We start from the raw sequence: 16567 nt of genomic DNA on the forward strand, positions 1-16567 counted from the left end.
TATCAAACCTCAACTTTCTTAGTTAGAATTTCCTCTATCTCTTTTTCCAGAACGGCCGAATCATGAGTTTTAGGAGAGGGAACAGACAATCCATAGTTTTGCACTCTAAGCATGATTCTCGCAATCATCTCGATATCAGACTTCGTTAAACTATGATACATTGGCAGGCAGATAATATTGTTGACGATAGACTCACAAACAGGAAGGTTAACCGGGGCAACATAGGGCAATGATGACAAAGAAGGATAAAAATACCTGCGACAAAAGATTTTTTCATGAGCTAGTGCCTCTATACAAGCATACATCAACTGCTGCGACTCGAACACTACTGGAAAGTAAGCGTAGTTATAGCTTTGCTCATCTTTTAACTTTTGGAAGCTCACCCCCAATCCACCCAGAATCTTCCTATAATGGAGGTATAGGTCTTTTCTCCTCTCTAAGATATTGTCAATATGATTCAAGTTGCAAAGCCCCATTGCAGCATGGAACTCACTATTCTTCCCGTTGATACCGAGATCTGCGAATTCCTCAGGACCATTATGACCGAAATTCCGCATGAATGCCATCGTTTTTAAAAGATCCGGACATTTAGTAAACACTGCCCCACCTTCAATCGTATGAAATAATTTCGTCGCATGAAAGCTGGTTGCACTGACGTCGCCGTAATCAAATACTGATTTATTTTTATACTTAACTCCAAAGCAATGTGCGGCATCATAGATAACCTTTAAATTAAATCGGTTAGCGATATCCTGTATGGCGTCTATGTCGCAGGGATTCCCAAATACATGCGTCGCAAGAATTGCTGTTGTTTGGGGGGTGATGGCCTTTTCGATCTTCGTGGGATCGATATTGAAGGTATCTTTCTCAATATCCGCAAAGACAGGCGTACAACCCTCCCAAACAATGCTGCTTGTCGTAGCGACAAAAGAGAATGGGGTGGTTATAATTTCACCTTTTAGTTTCAACGCTTTTATCGCAATTTGAAGGGCCATCGTTCCGCTGGATATATAAAGCAAATGATCCAGCCCTAAATAACTCTTCAACTTCAACTCCAGTTCATTTACAAGGGGACCATTATTCGTTAGCCATTGCCGTTCCCAAATAGTGTTCATATACTCCCCATATTCTTGAATCTGAGGAAGGAAAGGTTTTGTAACTGGTATCATTTTTTAAAGATTAGTTGTTTAATGTCTTTTAAGGCGGCTAGATTAATCCAGAACGCCGTGGCCAGGTAAACAAACGAATAGATGGTTGTTGTTACCGCAATACGTTGAAAATCGGAAGCATTATATATATGAACCAAACTTCTATCCAGTCCATAACAAATCAACCCGGTGATGGCAGAAAGCAAAATAGGTGGAGTCAAATCAGATATTTGTTCGATTAAAGAGTAGTTGAGCATTTTTCCGCTATAAAGGGAGTTGATGTAGTAGCCAAAAAAGCCAAAAGCTAGCTGAAAATAAAGTAGACCGTAAATACCGAATGGAATGACGCATACAATACCGATTACGCATGTCACCTTTTTTATAACCTCTAACTTAAAGAACAGGTCACTCCTCCCTTTTACTTTAAGGATATTCAAATTATAGGAATGCAGAGGGTACATAATGCCTCCCAAACACAAAATCTGAAAGTAAGGAACAGATTGTATCCATTGTTCTCCAAACAAAATCCTGAATAAGGGAAGAGCTATAATAGCGAGATAGATGAGTACAGGGGTGTTCCAGAACACAACCTGATTCATTATGCGCTTATAAACTGATTTCAGTTGAGCATCACTGGTTGAGATTGCAGAGAGCATCGGATATGTGACTTTATTAATAGCCGCCGATATGTTGCTGATCGGAAACTGACTCATTGAATCAGCTCGGGAGTAAAATCCTAATTGGGCGGCAGAATAATACTTACCTATTATAATTACGTATATGTTTTGGTAAAGCGTTTCAAGCAGACCAGATAGGGTCATCTTATATCCAAAATTAAAATGCCGCCTAAAGCTATCTCGGTCAAAAATCAACGCTGGCCTCCAGTCGGAAAACACCCAGTGCATAGATGCGAGAAGAAACGAGTTGGACAAACTCATCCAGACCAGGCTCCAAACACCATAACCGGCTCTTGCTAAAACAATCCCCAGAAACCCTGATCCTACAATCGCCGGAATCTGTATAAGTGCCTGAATTCTAAAATTAATCATCTTGATAAAGCGGGTATTATGAACACCATAACTGGCATTGATAATAAAAGAGACCCCTGTGACTCTGATTATGTCTACTAATACCTCTTGTTTATAAAATGCGGCGATCAAAGGTGCCAGGAAAAACATACATGCATAAACTACAATGCTCCCTATCAAATTGAAGAAGAATACAGTAGAATAGTCGTTTTGATTAACATCAACGGACCGAATCAGGGACGATGTAAGTCCACTATCCATCAGCGAACTCCCTACCGCTATAAACACATAAACCATTGCAACCAGCCCGAACTCTTCAGGCCCAAGTAGACGGGCTAATATAATGCCAATAGATAAACTGATCAGTTTCGCGCCAAATTGCTGAATAAACGACCAAACGATCCCCGCAACGGCTGTTTCCTTAAAACCCATTCTTCCCGTAACGCTAAATTTGTACCGCCTGTGTAGCGATCTCGGCTTCGCTTTCCTTTATAAACCAGTCTATCGTTTCTCTCAGGCCTGATTCGAAACTGTAGAGAGGATTGTAATTCAGTAATTTTTCTGCCTTTTCTATTGATGCAAGAGAATGAGGGATGTCTCCGATTCGCTCAGGTCCGTACTCTGGGAAGATAGAAGCTGTTTGCGGATCCTGTTCGGATAGTATTTCCTTAATGTCCGCCACAAGTTCATTCAAAGTAGTTTGCTGTCCGAAAGCCACATTGTAGATTTGGTTGATGGCGGCTTGGGAATCGGTAAGTGCTGCCTTTATATTCATTTGTAGCACATTATCGATATAGGTAAAGTCCCTTGAGTAAGCTCCGTCACCGTGGATAACCGGTCTGGATCCACTCAACAACGTCTTTATAAAACGAGGGATTACAGCAGCGTATGCACCTTCAGGATTCTGCCGGGGACCAAAGACATTGAAATACCGCAATCCTATCAGCTCCATTTTATATGTCTTGGCAAAGACGTCGGCATATAACTCGTTAACGTACTTAGTTACCGCATAAGGTGAAAGTGGCCTGCCAATTCTATCCTCCTTTTTCGGCAGTTCCGTACTATCCCCATAAGTTGAGGATGATGCTGCATAAATGATCCTTGCAACCCCTGCATCCCGGGCAGAAACTAACATATTCAAAAAACCCGATACATTAACTTCGTTACTCGTCAGTGGATCGTTTACGGAGCGGGGGACTGATCCCAATGCAGCTTCATGAAATACAATGTGAATGTCCTTAACAGCATCTCTGCATACTGTTAAATCTCTGATATCACCGTCGACTAGCTCAAAGTTTGGATATTTCCAGAAATCGTCAATATTCTTCCTAAAGCCTGTTGAAAAGTTGTCGAGCACCCGAACCTTACCGGCCGAAAATTCAAGAAGATACTTAACAAGATTAGATCCGATAAATCCAGCTCCGCCTGTTACTAAAAAATTAATATTAGAAATATCCTTATCCCCATGATGGGAGGTGGGGTATGTTTTCATAAAGCGTTTAGTTTGGTTCGGTTTATAACCTGGCATGAACCAGGGAGTCAGGTAAAAAAGATTTGATATCGTAAATAACAGCTCCTGTTTTACACAGTGCAGCTATATCAAGGTCTATAAACTCTTTGTGCGCTACAGCAAGCAGCACTGCATCATACCGCTTCGGAACGAAATTCCCATTTTGGCATATTACCCCATATTCTTGCTTTACCTGATTAGGGTCAGCCAACGGGTCGTATATACACACCTTAATCGAATACTCCTCGAGGCGCCTGATGATGTCAATAACCTTTGTATTTCGCACATCCGGGCAATTTTCTTTAAACGTAAACCCAAGTATTAAAATCTCACTCTGAATTACATTTGTGCCCCTTGAAAGCATACTTTTTACCAACTGGTCAGCAACATATGCTCCCATACCGTCATTTACACGACGGCCGGCAAGAATGATTTCAGGATAGTAGCCAATCTCTTGTGCTTTCTGAGCAAGATAGTATGGGTCAACCCCAATGCAATGACCGCCAACCAAACCTGGTTTAAAATTCAGGAAGTTCCACTTTGTGCCCGCTGCATTTAAGACTTCCTGGGTATCGATACCTAGCTTGTTGAATATCATAGCTAATTCATTGACAAAAGCTATATTGATGTCTCGTTGAGAGTTCTCAATCACTTTAGCGGCTTCAGCCACCCTTATGGAAGACGCTCTGTATGTACCGGCAGTAATAACTGAGCTGTACAATTGATCAATTGTTTCTAAGGACTCTGCTGTTGAGCCTGAAGTGATTTTACGTATCCTTGCGACAGTGTGTTCCTTATCACCTGGGTTAATTCGTTCTGGAGAATAGCCAACAAAAAAGTGTTTGTTAAAGGTCAAACCTGATTGTTTCTCCAAAATTGGCACACATTCGTCCTCCGTTACTCCTGGATAAACCGTCGACTCATAAACCACGATATCTCCATCTTTCAACAAACCGCCAACTAAAGTGCTAGCACGCAGAAGCGGAGTAAGATCAGGTCTTCTGTTTCGATCTACCGGAGTTGGCACTGTTACGATAAACATGTTGCAGCTTTCAAGATATTGCTTTTCTGTTGTGCAAAACAGTCCGGTAAGTGACGTACAGTCAAAGCTCAAAACGTCTTGCAGTCGATCTTCATCAATTTCCCGGGTGTGGTCGAATCCTGACTTTAACTGCGAAACTCTGTTACTGTTTATATCAAACCCGACTACCTTGTACCGCTTTGCAAACTCCACGGCAAGCGGCAAGCCAACATAGCCGAGACCGATAACTCCTATTTTTTTGTCTTTTACTACCTGAGAACTCATAATTACTGCTGAATAAATTTTGATATAGCTTCGCTGTTCCCACTTACATGAGAGATTTTCATAAAGAATAAAAGCATTAAAATCCATGGCTCCGCCATTCCCACCTACATGGACATTGGCATTCTGTGCAATGATGACTTATATTAGTAACTCACTGCGATATCAGATGAATACTTGATTGGATCTAATTATAATGACTAACTGGTTAGCTGTTTTTTTCTGGCATTGTCGGCAACATACTGGTACCTTCCATAACCATAGACATTACCATTCTCTCTTTTTGCGTCGTTAAACACTATCTGCAGATTCTTTAGCTTCTTGTTTTCAGCAATGTCACGGATAATTTCTAATTGGGATACATTGGTAAAATTATATCTCACCATATAAATGCTCGCATCGCTGTAAGGAGCGAGGCTAAATGCATCCGCTACCTGCCCGACTGGTGAAGTGTCAAGAATCACATAGTCAAACCGGTTTCTAAGCTCTTGCAGTAGTCCAGCTATCTTATAGCTCATAAGTAATTCCGAAGGGTTCTCAGAGATGCTTCCACATCCAATTATGGACAAATAAGGCGATTCCGCTGATGGGATTATGATATGATCTAGCTCTACATCATCAGCGCTCAAATAATCACTCAACCCAACATTATTACCAGTAACACCCATGTATCGAAGCAAATCTGGTTTTCTGAAGTCAAACTCAAGAAGGACAACAGTTTTGTTGATGAATGCCATGGACATTGCAAGATTAATACTAAAAAATGTCTTCCCCTCTCCCTTCATACTCGAAGTTACCAATAGCACCTGCGAATAATTATCTGGATTCATGAAACTGAGATTCATCCGGATATAGCGAAAAAGTTCCGAAATGGTGGTTCTACTATCTTTCTTTAAGATTAATGACTCGTGTTTTTCTTTTCTACTTAACTCTCCCAGGATACGAATCCCATCGATTGACTTAACATCTGAAATATTCAATACTTTTGCATGAATAGCATATTTCAGATAAATAGCGCATGCGGGGAGTATGATGCCTATTAAAAAAGAGCATAAGTAAATTAATTGCGAATTGGGACTTTCAGGCGTTGAGTTATAAGCCGGCTTGTCAATGATTTGTGAGCTCGGTACAGTCGAAGACAATGATAGCGCTGTCTCCTCCCTCTTTTGTAACAGGTAATGAAATAAACCTTCTTTAACTGCTTGAGCCCGATTCCGTTCCAACAATCCCCGCTCTAAGACGGGCATTTTCTGGATCTCAGACGTATATCTCGCATTGTTTGATAACAAACTGCCTCTTTCCAGACGCAGGTTTTTCTTAACGTTAGCGAGACTTTCTCTCATGCTTGCTTTTATTCCGACGAGCTGCTGATCTATTCCAGAAATCAAAGGATTTTCAAGCCGCACGCTTCTTAATAAGCGCTGCTTTTCCAGCTGTAATTCATTGTATTTACTCATTAAAGACATCAAAGTCGGATCCTGCACCGTCAAAGAACTTGGTACCAGGTTATTACTATTACCTTTTAACTGAAGATACTTTTCTATGGAACTAATCACACTAATCTGGACATCCGCAGCAGCCAGACGCCGGTTGTAATCGCCTGAGTTTTGCACACTGAACTGTGCGTCGGAGGTCAAATTAGTAACCATATTTTGCTGCTTATAGCTCTCTACATCCTGTGCGACATTACTTAAATCTTCAGATAAATACTTGAGGCGATTATCGATAAAGCTGATAGTGCTTCTGGCTATGATGCCTTTATTATGTACGTTCTCCAGATTATATTTTTCGATCAATTTACTCATGATTTCAATACCTCTTTGAGGTACCGCATCCATCAGATTTAATATGATTGTATTAGCATCTTTGACAATAGGCATAATGACGAGCTTTCTCAAACTGTAGCTTTCAGCCATCGAATGGAGATTGCGAAATTCAATATGTATCGGCTTGTCAAACTGCGAAAACCCTGGACCCTTAATAACCGTAATTGTGTATTCTTTCCTTTTTATAGGAGTGCCAAAGGCATACGTTTTATTGAAGAGGCTATCTTTCAAGATGAAGTGATTTGTATCCACAAATTCTAAAGAAATCCCCTTCTTTGAGTAGGCGGCATGGGTCAGTCTGCCGACTTTAATTTGAACCGGTAATGCATCTCCATAAAGTTCTTTGTTTTTCAAGAAACTCTTTGTGAAATATTTGGTCTCAAGAGACAAGTCTTGAAGCACCTTTATCAAAAGATCTTTGGAACGCAAAACCTCAATTTCATTCTGCACTGTGCTGAAACTGTGAAACATATCGAGATCGCTGAATGCTGATTCTTTGCCTTTCGCTTCGGCACCATTACTTGCCTTGATTAGCAGCGTACTGCTTATCTTGTACTGGGGTGTCGTTATCATAAGGTACAAATGTGCAACACCAAGACAAACTACAACACATATCAGGAATATGTACCAGTACTTTAAATATTTAAAAAGGTCTTTCAAAATCTCCATCGTCTAATCCAGTTAGAATAGTTTCAGAATAGGGTTACGAGCGCTAATTGTTGTATAAAAAAGCAGTTAACAACACGGTAAGTGCTGATATCGCCGACACCCAAACCGGCATTAAGCGGTTACTGTTACTATATATTTTTTGTTTTGTTTTTTCTGCCTCGACGTATATCACGTCGTTCTGCTTTAAGTAGAAATACGGTGAGTTTAGGATGCTTTTTTTATTAAGATTTAAGCGTACCATATTTCTGACGCCGTTAGCCTCTCTGATAACTAAAACATTTTCCCGCTTGCCATATGGAGTCATATCTCCGGCTCTTCCCAGAGCCTCCAGAAGGTTGATCCGTTCGTCGGTAATTAAAAACGTCTCCGGCCTGTTGACTTCTCCGATAACGGTTATCCGAAAATTCAAAAATTTGATATTAACGACCGGATCCTTAACGTATTTATTTATTTCCTTTGTCAGATTTTTCTGTGCCTCTTCCAGATTTAGTCCAGCCAGCTTGATAAAGCCCACCACCGGAAAGTTGATCATGCCATTCTGATCTACTTTATAACCATCTTTATCAAGATAACTATTGCTCGTCCCTTGCCGCGCAGAATTGGAGATAAATAAGACATTCGATTCAGCACTAAGCGTATTTACCGAGATATCGAGAATATCATTTTGCTGAATAATCGGATTAACATTGCTGATCACCTTGGTAACGATCTCAGAGCTATCTGACAAATCGCTAAAGTAGATGAGGTTTCGCTTCGCTCCGCATGAACTTAATAAGGCTAGAAAAAGAAAAGTAAAAATGTATAGATATCTCATATGCTAATCCTCAAACACTGACTATTATCAAAGTTATATACTAAAAAAACTAAAAATTCAAGGAAACAAGACTTGTATAGTGACATGTAAAAATCTTCAGCCATTTTCTCATAATGAGACAGTTAAGTTCACCATTAGTCATACTTGTAAAAATTTTATACACACTAAAAAATTAAACTTAAACGACAAAAACGGCTACTTAACTTCATGTACGATTAAATCAACGCGCACTTATTACTCACTTTGTGCATCAGGCAAACCTTAAAGAGGTTCCTAATGCAAATACTCATTTTTTATCCGCTGGGATGATACCGCTCTCTTAACAGTACTACTGTTCGTGTAAACGTCATAGTCATTCGTATCACTGCCGATATTGGCTCCAACACCGATAATATTCGCCTTTCCGATCTTTAAATTTTGGTTTACTGTTGAATTTAATCCTAAAAAAGAATTATCCCCTATATGGGCGTCTCCTGCCAGAACACATCCAGAAAGTATAACGTTATTGCCCACACTACAATGATGACCGACACGAGCCGCAAAAAGAAAAGAATTAAATCCGACACTCACAAATGGCTGTATCACAGTACCCTCACCAATAAAGACATTGTCTCCAAAGGACAGATCACTCCAGAATATCGCTTTTGATGATATGTAAGTAATGCAGGAATAACCATTATCCTTCACCTTATTGTATATTACTTCCCTTACAGAATTGTTGCCAACTGCAATAAAGATCTTATAGTCATCAGGGGAATATGTGGAAGGTAATAGTTCAAAAGTTATAATTGGCAAGTCATGAACAGTTCCACTTTCAGGCATAAATGCCTCTTCTATGCAAAAGGCAACAACCTCGTAAGGTGAGTCATTTGTTAAAACAAAATGGACATAGTCGGCCAATTTTCCGACGCCAAATATAATTACTTTCATAAAGGCTGAGTTACTCTTTAGTATTTATTCCCTGCTTGATTAGAGCACTAAGATAAATACTTCATACAGTAACAGAACGGCCTGATATTGATTGCGCTACAATTGACCACTTCCGTGAATTGCCTACTCAGATTAGTGGTCTTGCTTCTCCCAATTTCACTTATGAATTACATGTTTTTACAGACAGGAATTAAAATGTGACGGGGAAATTAGACGTACAATTTGTTGAATGATATCCGGTAAAATAGGAATTAGGAAAAGCTTATGACTTATCCAGTAAGCTAGCCTCACTTCAGAGTTTCTTATCAGACAAAGATTTGTCAGTTTCCCTCCTTCTCCAACCGTCGCTCTTCCCTCCTGTTTTCCAACCAGCCGCTATACAAGAGCCGTTTGTCAATATTCGGCTTCGGGAAGAAATAACTCGCCAGATACCCAACAACGATCACGATAAGATGACTATAAACACCCAACATCAACGTATTATGAGTAAAATTAAAAGCGCCAAGGTCTAATAATATGGCTTTGTCATCGCCAAGACCCACGGCCGTTGATGTCAGCACAGCATAAGCCGTAAATACAATGCAAACGATGATCGCTATCGAAATTCCCTGTTTGTTGGTACGCGTAGTGAACAACCCAAGAAGAAAAATACCTACAATACCGCCTGAAAAGATGGCGTAAAGCGTAAACACGATCCCTAAAACTCCTTCATGTCCGGCGTTTACATACAGCATGGCGATCCCCATTGCTAGTAATCCGGAAAGCACAACCGTGATCTTCGAAGCTTTGAGATATTGCCTGTCTGTCTTCCCAGGTGCTATCTTCTTGTAATAATCTTCAACACATACTGCCGCAAGTGAATTAAGATCAGCACTGAGACTACAAATGGCTGCTGATATCATGGCAGAAAGAATCAATCCAACGACGCCGACGGGTAACTGGGTCATTATAAAATAAGGAAAAACTGCATCTGCTCGAATACCATCCGGCACCGGTTGCTGTCTGTAAAACACAAATAGCGCTGTACCAATCAGCATGAATATTGTCCATATCGGCACGGTCAGCATAATACCTAGCATAGACGCTTTGATAGCTTCCTTATCGGTTTTAGCTGTTAGATAGCGTTGCACAACGGTTTGATCCGTTCCGTACTTCTGGATGGCGTAAAAGGCTCCATTTATCGCCATTACAAGAAACGTCAACTTGGTAAGATCCCATTCGTAAGGCCCAAAACCAGTTCTGCCGTGCTCAGAAGCAACTCTCCAGATCTCCATAGGGCCTCCTTCTACAGAATATAACAACACGCCCATACAGATAATGCCACTAATGAAGAGCATGAATCCCTGAAATACATCCAACCAGATAACCGCTTCTATCCCGCCCAGTAGATTTACTAAAATGATCAGCGCTCCGACGATAAAAATGATGGTAAAGGTATTAGCATCAATCATTCGGTTTAAAGCAATGGCAAGCAGAAAAAATACCGTACCCATTCCCGAAAACTGCCTTAGCACAAAGGCTACGGAACTATAATACCTGGCAAAACTTCCAAAGCGCTGCTCAAAGTATTCGTAGGTGCTCAGATTAATTACTTTTCGGTACAAGGGTACAATAAACCATATTACACCCACCAAAACAATCGGCACCATCAGTCCCTGAACCAATAATATCCAGTTAGACGAATAGCCGGTACCTGGATAAGCCAGAAAGGTCACACTGCTAATGAGCGTCGCTAAGAGAGAGATACCCAACGCCCACGATGGAACTCTTCCTTTAGCTAAAAAGTAATTATCCGTCGTGCGCTGTTTTTTAGAAAATCTCAAACCGAAACAAAGTGTTCCTATCAGGAATACAGCGATAATTGCGTAGTCTATCGGATGCATTGTCGAGTTCATAACAAGTTAAAATTGGTTGTTGGAATGTTAGGTTTACTTATTAGTACTGCCAGATAGACGATGGCCATACGTAGCTGCCAGGTTTTAGCGTGAGATGAGTACCCTCTTTCTCTTTTATTTTCATCCGTATCACGCCCGGTGACAATTCCTGAACCGGGTGAAATTTATTGTAGTTCAACTTATTCATGATGACAGAGGCAGTTTCCCCGCCCTCTATGACCAGTTCATGGACGTTAAGGCGCTGCATAATATTGCTTACAACTTCGGCGATTATCTCTGATATAGACCTATCCAATTTGACAGCATCAGCAGAATTGATTTGGTCTACTGCAATTATAACTGCGTCATTATTCTCTAAAAAACGAGCGGCCGTCTCTTGCCAGTGGACCATGAGTTTAGCTCTGTCAACATCGTCACAAAAAAGCTCAGCTGGCATATAAGCGACCTTTTTCCCCGAGTCGAAAGCGTTGGCAACCATACTGCGACTTCCCTGAAATGCGCTTCCGCAGACATATAAGATTCGCTTCCCTAAGATCAGTGGTTGTTTCTCAATGTCACCCTTAGAACCTAGATGCTTCAGTAGTGCATGGAAGAAGCTTGATCCTCCGGCCAGCACTGTCTCATCATCCAGTCTCTCTGCCCAATGCCCAAGATCACCTTCATTAGAGGCATTTCCAATAAGAAGTGACTTATGCATGAACGGGTCTCCCAGCGAAACGACATCAACATCCGATTGTCCGGTTCCAACAAGATCGACAACGTTGGAAGATTTAACGCGCTCACGTGAATTAGTCGAAAACCTCGAACGGTGCAACGGAGCCCCTTCAAAGAAATATACCCCATCTTGTATCACTCGCTTCAATGACGGGTTCGCCGGAATGAGCAATGCTCTCTTCTTTCCCGAAACAGCAATTTGCTCAAGCAGCTCCTCTCTTACATTCCCTCTCAGAACAGAATCGATCTTTTTATAGATCAACTGAGGCTGCAGTTGCATCAGCTCAGATGTGATCTGTCTGATGATTGCCCTCGCCTCCTCCGGAGTCTTGGAACGGGTATTCGTGGCAATAATCAGCACGTCTGCCTCTGGTTCCGGTGCAACCACCGTATTTATAACTACTTTCCATCCAAGCCTGACAGCAATCCCCCCTATTTCGGCAGCACCGGTAAAATCATCTGCAATAACCGCTATCATCCTCTATCGATTGTTTACTCCTACCATGTTAATTGCGTAATCTATCGCCAGATTCATAGCGTCAGGACTTGCGATCCCTTTTCCGGCAATTTCCATTGCGGTCCCGTGATCGACTGAAGTTCTTATAATAGGAAGACCTAAAGTGATGTTTACGCCTCTTACGCTCTTCATTTGCCTGGCCGATTTGTCCCAATTAAAACCAACAACTTTAAACGGAATATGCCCCTGGTCATGATACATAGCCACCACGCCATCGTACACGCCGCCAATAGCCTTTGGAAATAAGGTATCTGCTGGCACTGGACCTTCCACCTGATATCCGCGTTTCCTGGCCTCCTCGATAGCCGGCATAATTTCATGCTCTTCCTCATCGCCGAACAACCCGCCATCACTGGCATGTGGGTTTAAGCCAGCAACACCTATCTTAGGTTCAGCGATACCCAATTGCCGACAAGCTTTGACAATCAGATCGATCGTATCGAGAATTCTGTCCTTTTTCACAAGGTCGCAGGCCTGTCTCAGCGAAACATGCGTCGATACATGGATAACCCTTAAGTCATCCTCCACGAGGAGCATTCCATATTTCTTGGTATTCGTATAGTGCGCATAGATCTCAGTATGGCCGGAAAAAAAATGCCCTGCCAAATGTATGGACTCCTTATTGATAGGTCCTGTAACCGTCGCATCTATCTCTTTGTCCATAGCCAGTTCAATAACTTTTACAACCGACTTAAACGCGGCATCTCCTGCCGCTATAGAGTTTTGGCCCGTTACAATCTCAGCGCAGTCATATTTCAGATCGTATACATCAATCGTGCCGAATTCAAACTTTGCATCGGCTACAGCGTCAACTGGATTAACCTTTAAATCAAGCTTATAATGTTCTATAGTTTTTCGGCATATCTCCGCGTCTCCTACCAGCAGCGGATTGCAGCGTTCATATATCGAGGGTGAAGCCAGAGCTTTCACAGCCACTTCCGGACCGATACTTGCAGGATCACCCATGGTAATTCCTAAAACAGGTTTTTTAATAGTCATCGCGTTAAATATTATTTATAGAATCCAGGATACCATATTCGGTGAGCAGCAGTTCTTTGATCGTTTCTTCTTCTTGTGCCGAAATCTTATAAAGAGGCGGTAAGACAGATGTCCCGCATAATCCATATGCATCCATCATAATTTTCAGAACAGGCAATGACCTGCTCAGTATCTTATCTTTCTGGTAGATCGAAGAAATTCGATCTGCTTTATCTTGAGCTGCCCCTGACCGGTCTGCTTGTTGAGCTCTACCCGACTCATAAATAATCCTATACAAGCCTGGAGTGAGGTTTCCTGTGCTTGGGACCATACCATCGGCCCCCCAGGCCATAGCTTTATGCGACATCAGGGCCCATCCCAACAGATAGGAAAAGTCTTCTCTATCTTTCCAAAGCTTAATCGCTTCTTCCACTCGTTGCTCTCCTTTTTCCGAGTCCTTAAAACCGACGATATTTTGATGGTGACTCAACTTATCTGCAACAGAAAGAGGAATAGAAAGATGTGTTGTCGAAGGGATATTGTATACAATTAACGGAAGTGGTACTGCATCAGCCAGTTCTTGAAAATACCGGAGCATCTGATCCTCGTCAACCGGGTAGTAAGAGGGCATAGTCGATACCAGCACATCTGCACCCAGGTCAGAGAAGGCCCTTGCCTCCTCTAGCACAGAAGAGAGACAATTCCCCGAAATTCCTGCATATACCGTTTTTCTCTTTTTCGTAGCATGAACAGTCGCCTGCAGAAACTTTTTTCGTTCCTGGGGACAAATAGAGACAGATTCTCCCGTAGTTCCCAGCACAAATGGATGCGCATCGTGCAGTATCAGGTGATTCGTTATTCGCTCTGCAGCTTCTAAATCAATTTTATATTTATCGGTAAAGGGTGTGATCATTGGAACCACTACCCCACTATATTTCTTTTCCATATCACGAATTAAAAGCTGAGTGGTAAATATTAACAGCATCCTGTCTGGTTATTTCCCTGACGCTGTTATTCAAAAGTCTTTGCACCTTCATCGCATCTACTGCCATCCCTTCAATCGCATCCTCCGGTATCCCTAGTTCCGAGAGCGAATCAGGTAATCCGCAATCCCGTATGAGCTCTTTCAACAACTGTATGCCTTGCTTTGCTGTCTCCACGGCCTCGCCTTGCGGTTGAGCGCCAAGCGCAAGTGCAACCTCAGCGTACCTTTCAGGAGCGGCCGATACACAATACTCCATTACGGCAGGAAGCATGAGTGATACCGACAAACCATGCGCGATATGAAAATCCGTGCCGAGTGGATATGCCAGAGCGTGAGCCGCGGCCGTATTCACCGGTCCTAAACACATTCCTCCATACATACTCCCGAGGGCAATACTTGTCTTTGCCTCCAGATCATCCGCGTTATCACATGCACGTTTCAAATTTCGGGCAACCAACCGAATGCCTTCCAGCGCAATGACATCGACGATCGGATGGGCAAATTTATTAGTATAGGCTTCCAAACAATGCGAAAGCGCATCAATTCCAGTTGCAGCGGTTATATGTTTCGGAACAGAAAGTGTTAATACAGGATCAATGTATGCTGCGTCGGGAACCAAATATGGACTGATAACCCCAACCTTGTTACCCTCAGCGTTTACAAAAAGTGCATTAGGCGATACTTCACTGCCAGTTCCTGCAGTTGTCGGAATGCAGGCCAGATAGGTTCTTCGCTCCGTCAATTGCCTTATTCCGGTTATCTCCTCTGTCGACTGAGTATTCAACAGCTGGGCGGCAACCAGTTTCGCGGTGTCCATCACGCTTCCTCCCCCAATTCCTGCAACACTATCCGCACGGAAAGTTCGGGCCTCTTCAAGAATAACTTCAAACTCTGCAAAGGTTGGTTCAGCCTTTATGGTGTTACATATTTTGATTTTAATTCCCGATTCTGTAAGCTCGCTAATTTTGGGGCTTAGCAGGGGCTCGAGACTATCAATCGACATAATAAACAGTCTTTTTAAGCCCAACATTTTAAAGTCGGTAATAAACTGGTCGAGGCTGTTTTCTCCGAAAACCAACGTTGGCGGATTTAAAAGTGTGATAAGGTTTCTATTCTTCATTATCAGGTCAATCAATTAGGCGTTTGTCAAATGTAAACGATTACATTGGTAATCCAAAGAAAAACCTGAACTTTACGAGCCACAGGATTTACGTATCATTAGTTCGGTTTTCAAAATAATACTGGCAACAGACCGGTCCGGCTTGTTAATGCGTTGAATCAAGAGTTCACATGAGCGCCTGCCAATCTCAAAGCCGGGTTGCCTTACTGCGGTTAAGGGCGGATTAAGCGAATTTGCCCAGTAAACATCATCAAACCCCACAATAGCTATATCCTCAGGGATCCGGAGCCCCCGTCTATTGATGGTGTCCAGTGCCCCGAGCGTTATCAGGTTATTCGCGGTAAAGATCGCTGTAGGCGGATTCTCCAGCTCAAGAAGATGAGCCGTTTTTTCGGCGCCGCTATCATAGTCCGAATTACTGCTTACAATAATCTCGGGATCTATTTCCAGATCGTACATTTTCATCGCTTCCTCATATCCTGCCATCCTTTCGTGTGTAGTCGGCAGGAAGGGCTTCCCGGTAACATGTCCTATCCTGGTATGCCCCAACCCTATCAAATGCTGAACGGCATTAAACACTCCCTGCTGATTGTCCACCTTCACGAGGTCCACATCTACGTCTTTCATGCCTCTATCTATACAAACGATTGGAAACCCGTCTTCTATTAAGGCTTTTATGTAAACGTCCTTTTCGTTAGACGGAGCCACAATGAATCCATCTACAGATTCAGACTTAAGAATATCAATATAAAGTTTCTCCTTTTTCTCATCTTGAGAGAAGTTTCCTATAATCACAACCGAGTTATGTGCGTATGCATAGTCTTCAATCCCACGGATAACGTCAACATAGAACGGATTTTGAATGTCGGGAATCAGTAAGCCAATAATCCGGCTGTTCGTTTTTGTCGAGCGTAAACGCTGGGCTACCCTGTTGGGTGTATAATTCAACTTCTTTATAGCTGCCAGTACTTTCTGCTTGGTGTCTTCTTTAACAACGTCATCAGAATTCAATACTCTGGATACAGTTGCGACTGAAACACCGGCCATATCAGCTACATTTTTAAGACTCGACATAGATTATCGTATAGCAATTGGTTAAATCCAAATGTATTTCATTTTTATTATAAATG

The 16567-nt window shown here is 42.1% G+C and carries 13 protein-coding genes; all 13 read right to left on the reverse strand.

Annotation, left to right across the window (positions count from 1 at the left end):
- Positions 1–2: 2 nt before the first annotated feature.
- On the reverse strand, positions 3–1169 hold the full coding sequence (locus tag B0I27_RS16695) for a DegT/DnrJ/EryC1/StrS family aminotransferase (protein WP_106295477.1): 1167 nt from the start codon (positions 1167–1169) through the stop codon (positions 3–5).
- Positions 1166–2608: a lipopolysaccharide biosynthesis protein gene (locus tag B0I27_RS16700; RefSeq protein ID WP_106295479.1), complete on the reverse strand. Its 1443-nt coding sequence runs from the start codon at positions 2606–2608 to the stop codon at positions 1166–1168. Before B0I27_RS16700 ends, B0I27_RS16695 begins: the two co-directional genes overlap by 4 nt.
- Before the next feature lie 13 nt (positions 2609–2621).
- Positions 2622–3668 (reverse strand): SDR family oxidoreductase, encoded by a 1047-nt coding sequence (locus tag B0I27_RS16705; protein WP_106295541.1) that lies wholly within the window; start codon positions 3666–3668, stop codon positions 2622–2624.
- A gap of 22 nt (positions 3669–3690) precedes the next feature.
- On the reverse strand, positions 3691–4992 hold the full coding sequence (locus B0I27_RS16710; RefSeq protein WP_106295481.1) for a nucleotide sugar dehydrogenase: 1302 nt from the start codon (positions 4990–4992) through the stop codon (positions 3691–3693).
- A 197-nt stretch (positions 4993–5189) separates the two neighbouring features.
- Entirely contained in the window at positions 5190–7484 is a 2295-nt protein-coding gene (locus tag B0I27_RS16715) for a GumC family protein (RefSeq protein ID WP_106295483.1), read from the reverse strand.
- Positions 7485–7527: 43 nt separating this feature from the next.
- A complete protein-coding gene (locus B0I27_RS16720; RefSeq protein WP_106295485.1) occupies positions 7528–8298 on the reverse strand; it encodes a polysaccharide biosynthesis/export family protein in 771 nt (256 codons plus the stop codon).
- 273 nt (positions 8299–8571) lie between these two features.
- The gene (locus B0I27_RS16725; protein WP_106295487.1) at positions 8572–9228 is read right to left on the reverse strand and encodes an acetyltransferase; all 657 of its coding nucleotides are present in this window, start codon (positions 9226–9228) and stop codon (positions 8572–8574) included.
- 320 nt (positions 9229–9548) lie between these two features.
- A complete protein-coding gene (locus B0I27_RS16730; RefSeq protein ID WP_106295489.1) occupies positions 9549–11123 on the reverse strand; it encodes a sodium:solute symporter family protein in 1575 nt (524 codons plus the stop codon).
- A 40-nt stretch (positions 11124–11163) separates the two neighbouring features.
- The gene (locus tag B0I27_RS16735) at positions 11164–12315 is read right to left on the reverse strand and encodes a four-carbon acid sugar kinase family protein (RefSeq protein WP_106295491.1); all 1152 of its coding nucleotides are present in this window, start codon (positions 12313–12315) and stop codon (positions 11164–11166) included.
- 3 nt (positions 12316–12318) lie between these two features.
- Positions 12319–13353: a 4-hydroxythreonine-4-phosphate dehydrogenase PdxA gene (gene pdxA / locus B0I27_RS16740; protein WP_106295493.1), complete on the reverse strand. Its 1035-nt coding sequence runs from the start codon at positions 13351–13353 to the stop codon at positions 12319–12321.
- 4 nt (positions 13354–13357) lie between these two features.
- Positions 13358–14278 (reverse strand): dihydrodipicolinate synthase family protein, encoded by a 921-nt coding sequence (locus B0I27_RS16745; protein ID WP_181276817.1) that lies wholly within the window; start codon positions 14276–14278, stop codon positions 13358–13360.
- Between the two features lies 1 nt (position 14279).
- Positions 14280–15437 (reverse strand): iron-containing alcohol dehydrogenase, encoded by a 1158-nt coding sequence (locus B0I27_RS16750; RefSeq protein ID WP_106295497.1) that lies wholly within the window; start codon positions 15435–15437, stop codon positions 14280–14282.
- Between the two features lie 72 nt (positions 15438–15509).
- Positions 15510–16511 (reverse strand): LacI family DNA-binding transcriptional regulator, encoded by a 1002-nt coding sequence (locus B0I27_RS16755; protein WP_106295499.1) that lies wholly within the window; start codon positions 16509–16511, stop codon positions 15510–15512.
- Positions 16512–16567: the final 56 nt, after the last annotated feature.

This window comes from Arcticibacter pallidicorallinus, assembly GCF_003002875.1.
GTDB classification, from domain to species: domain Bacteria; phylum Bacteroidota; class Bacteroidia; order Sphingobacteriales; family Sphingobacteriaceae; genus Arcticibacter; species Arcticibacter pallidicorallinus.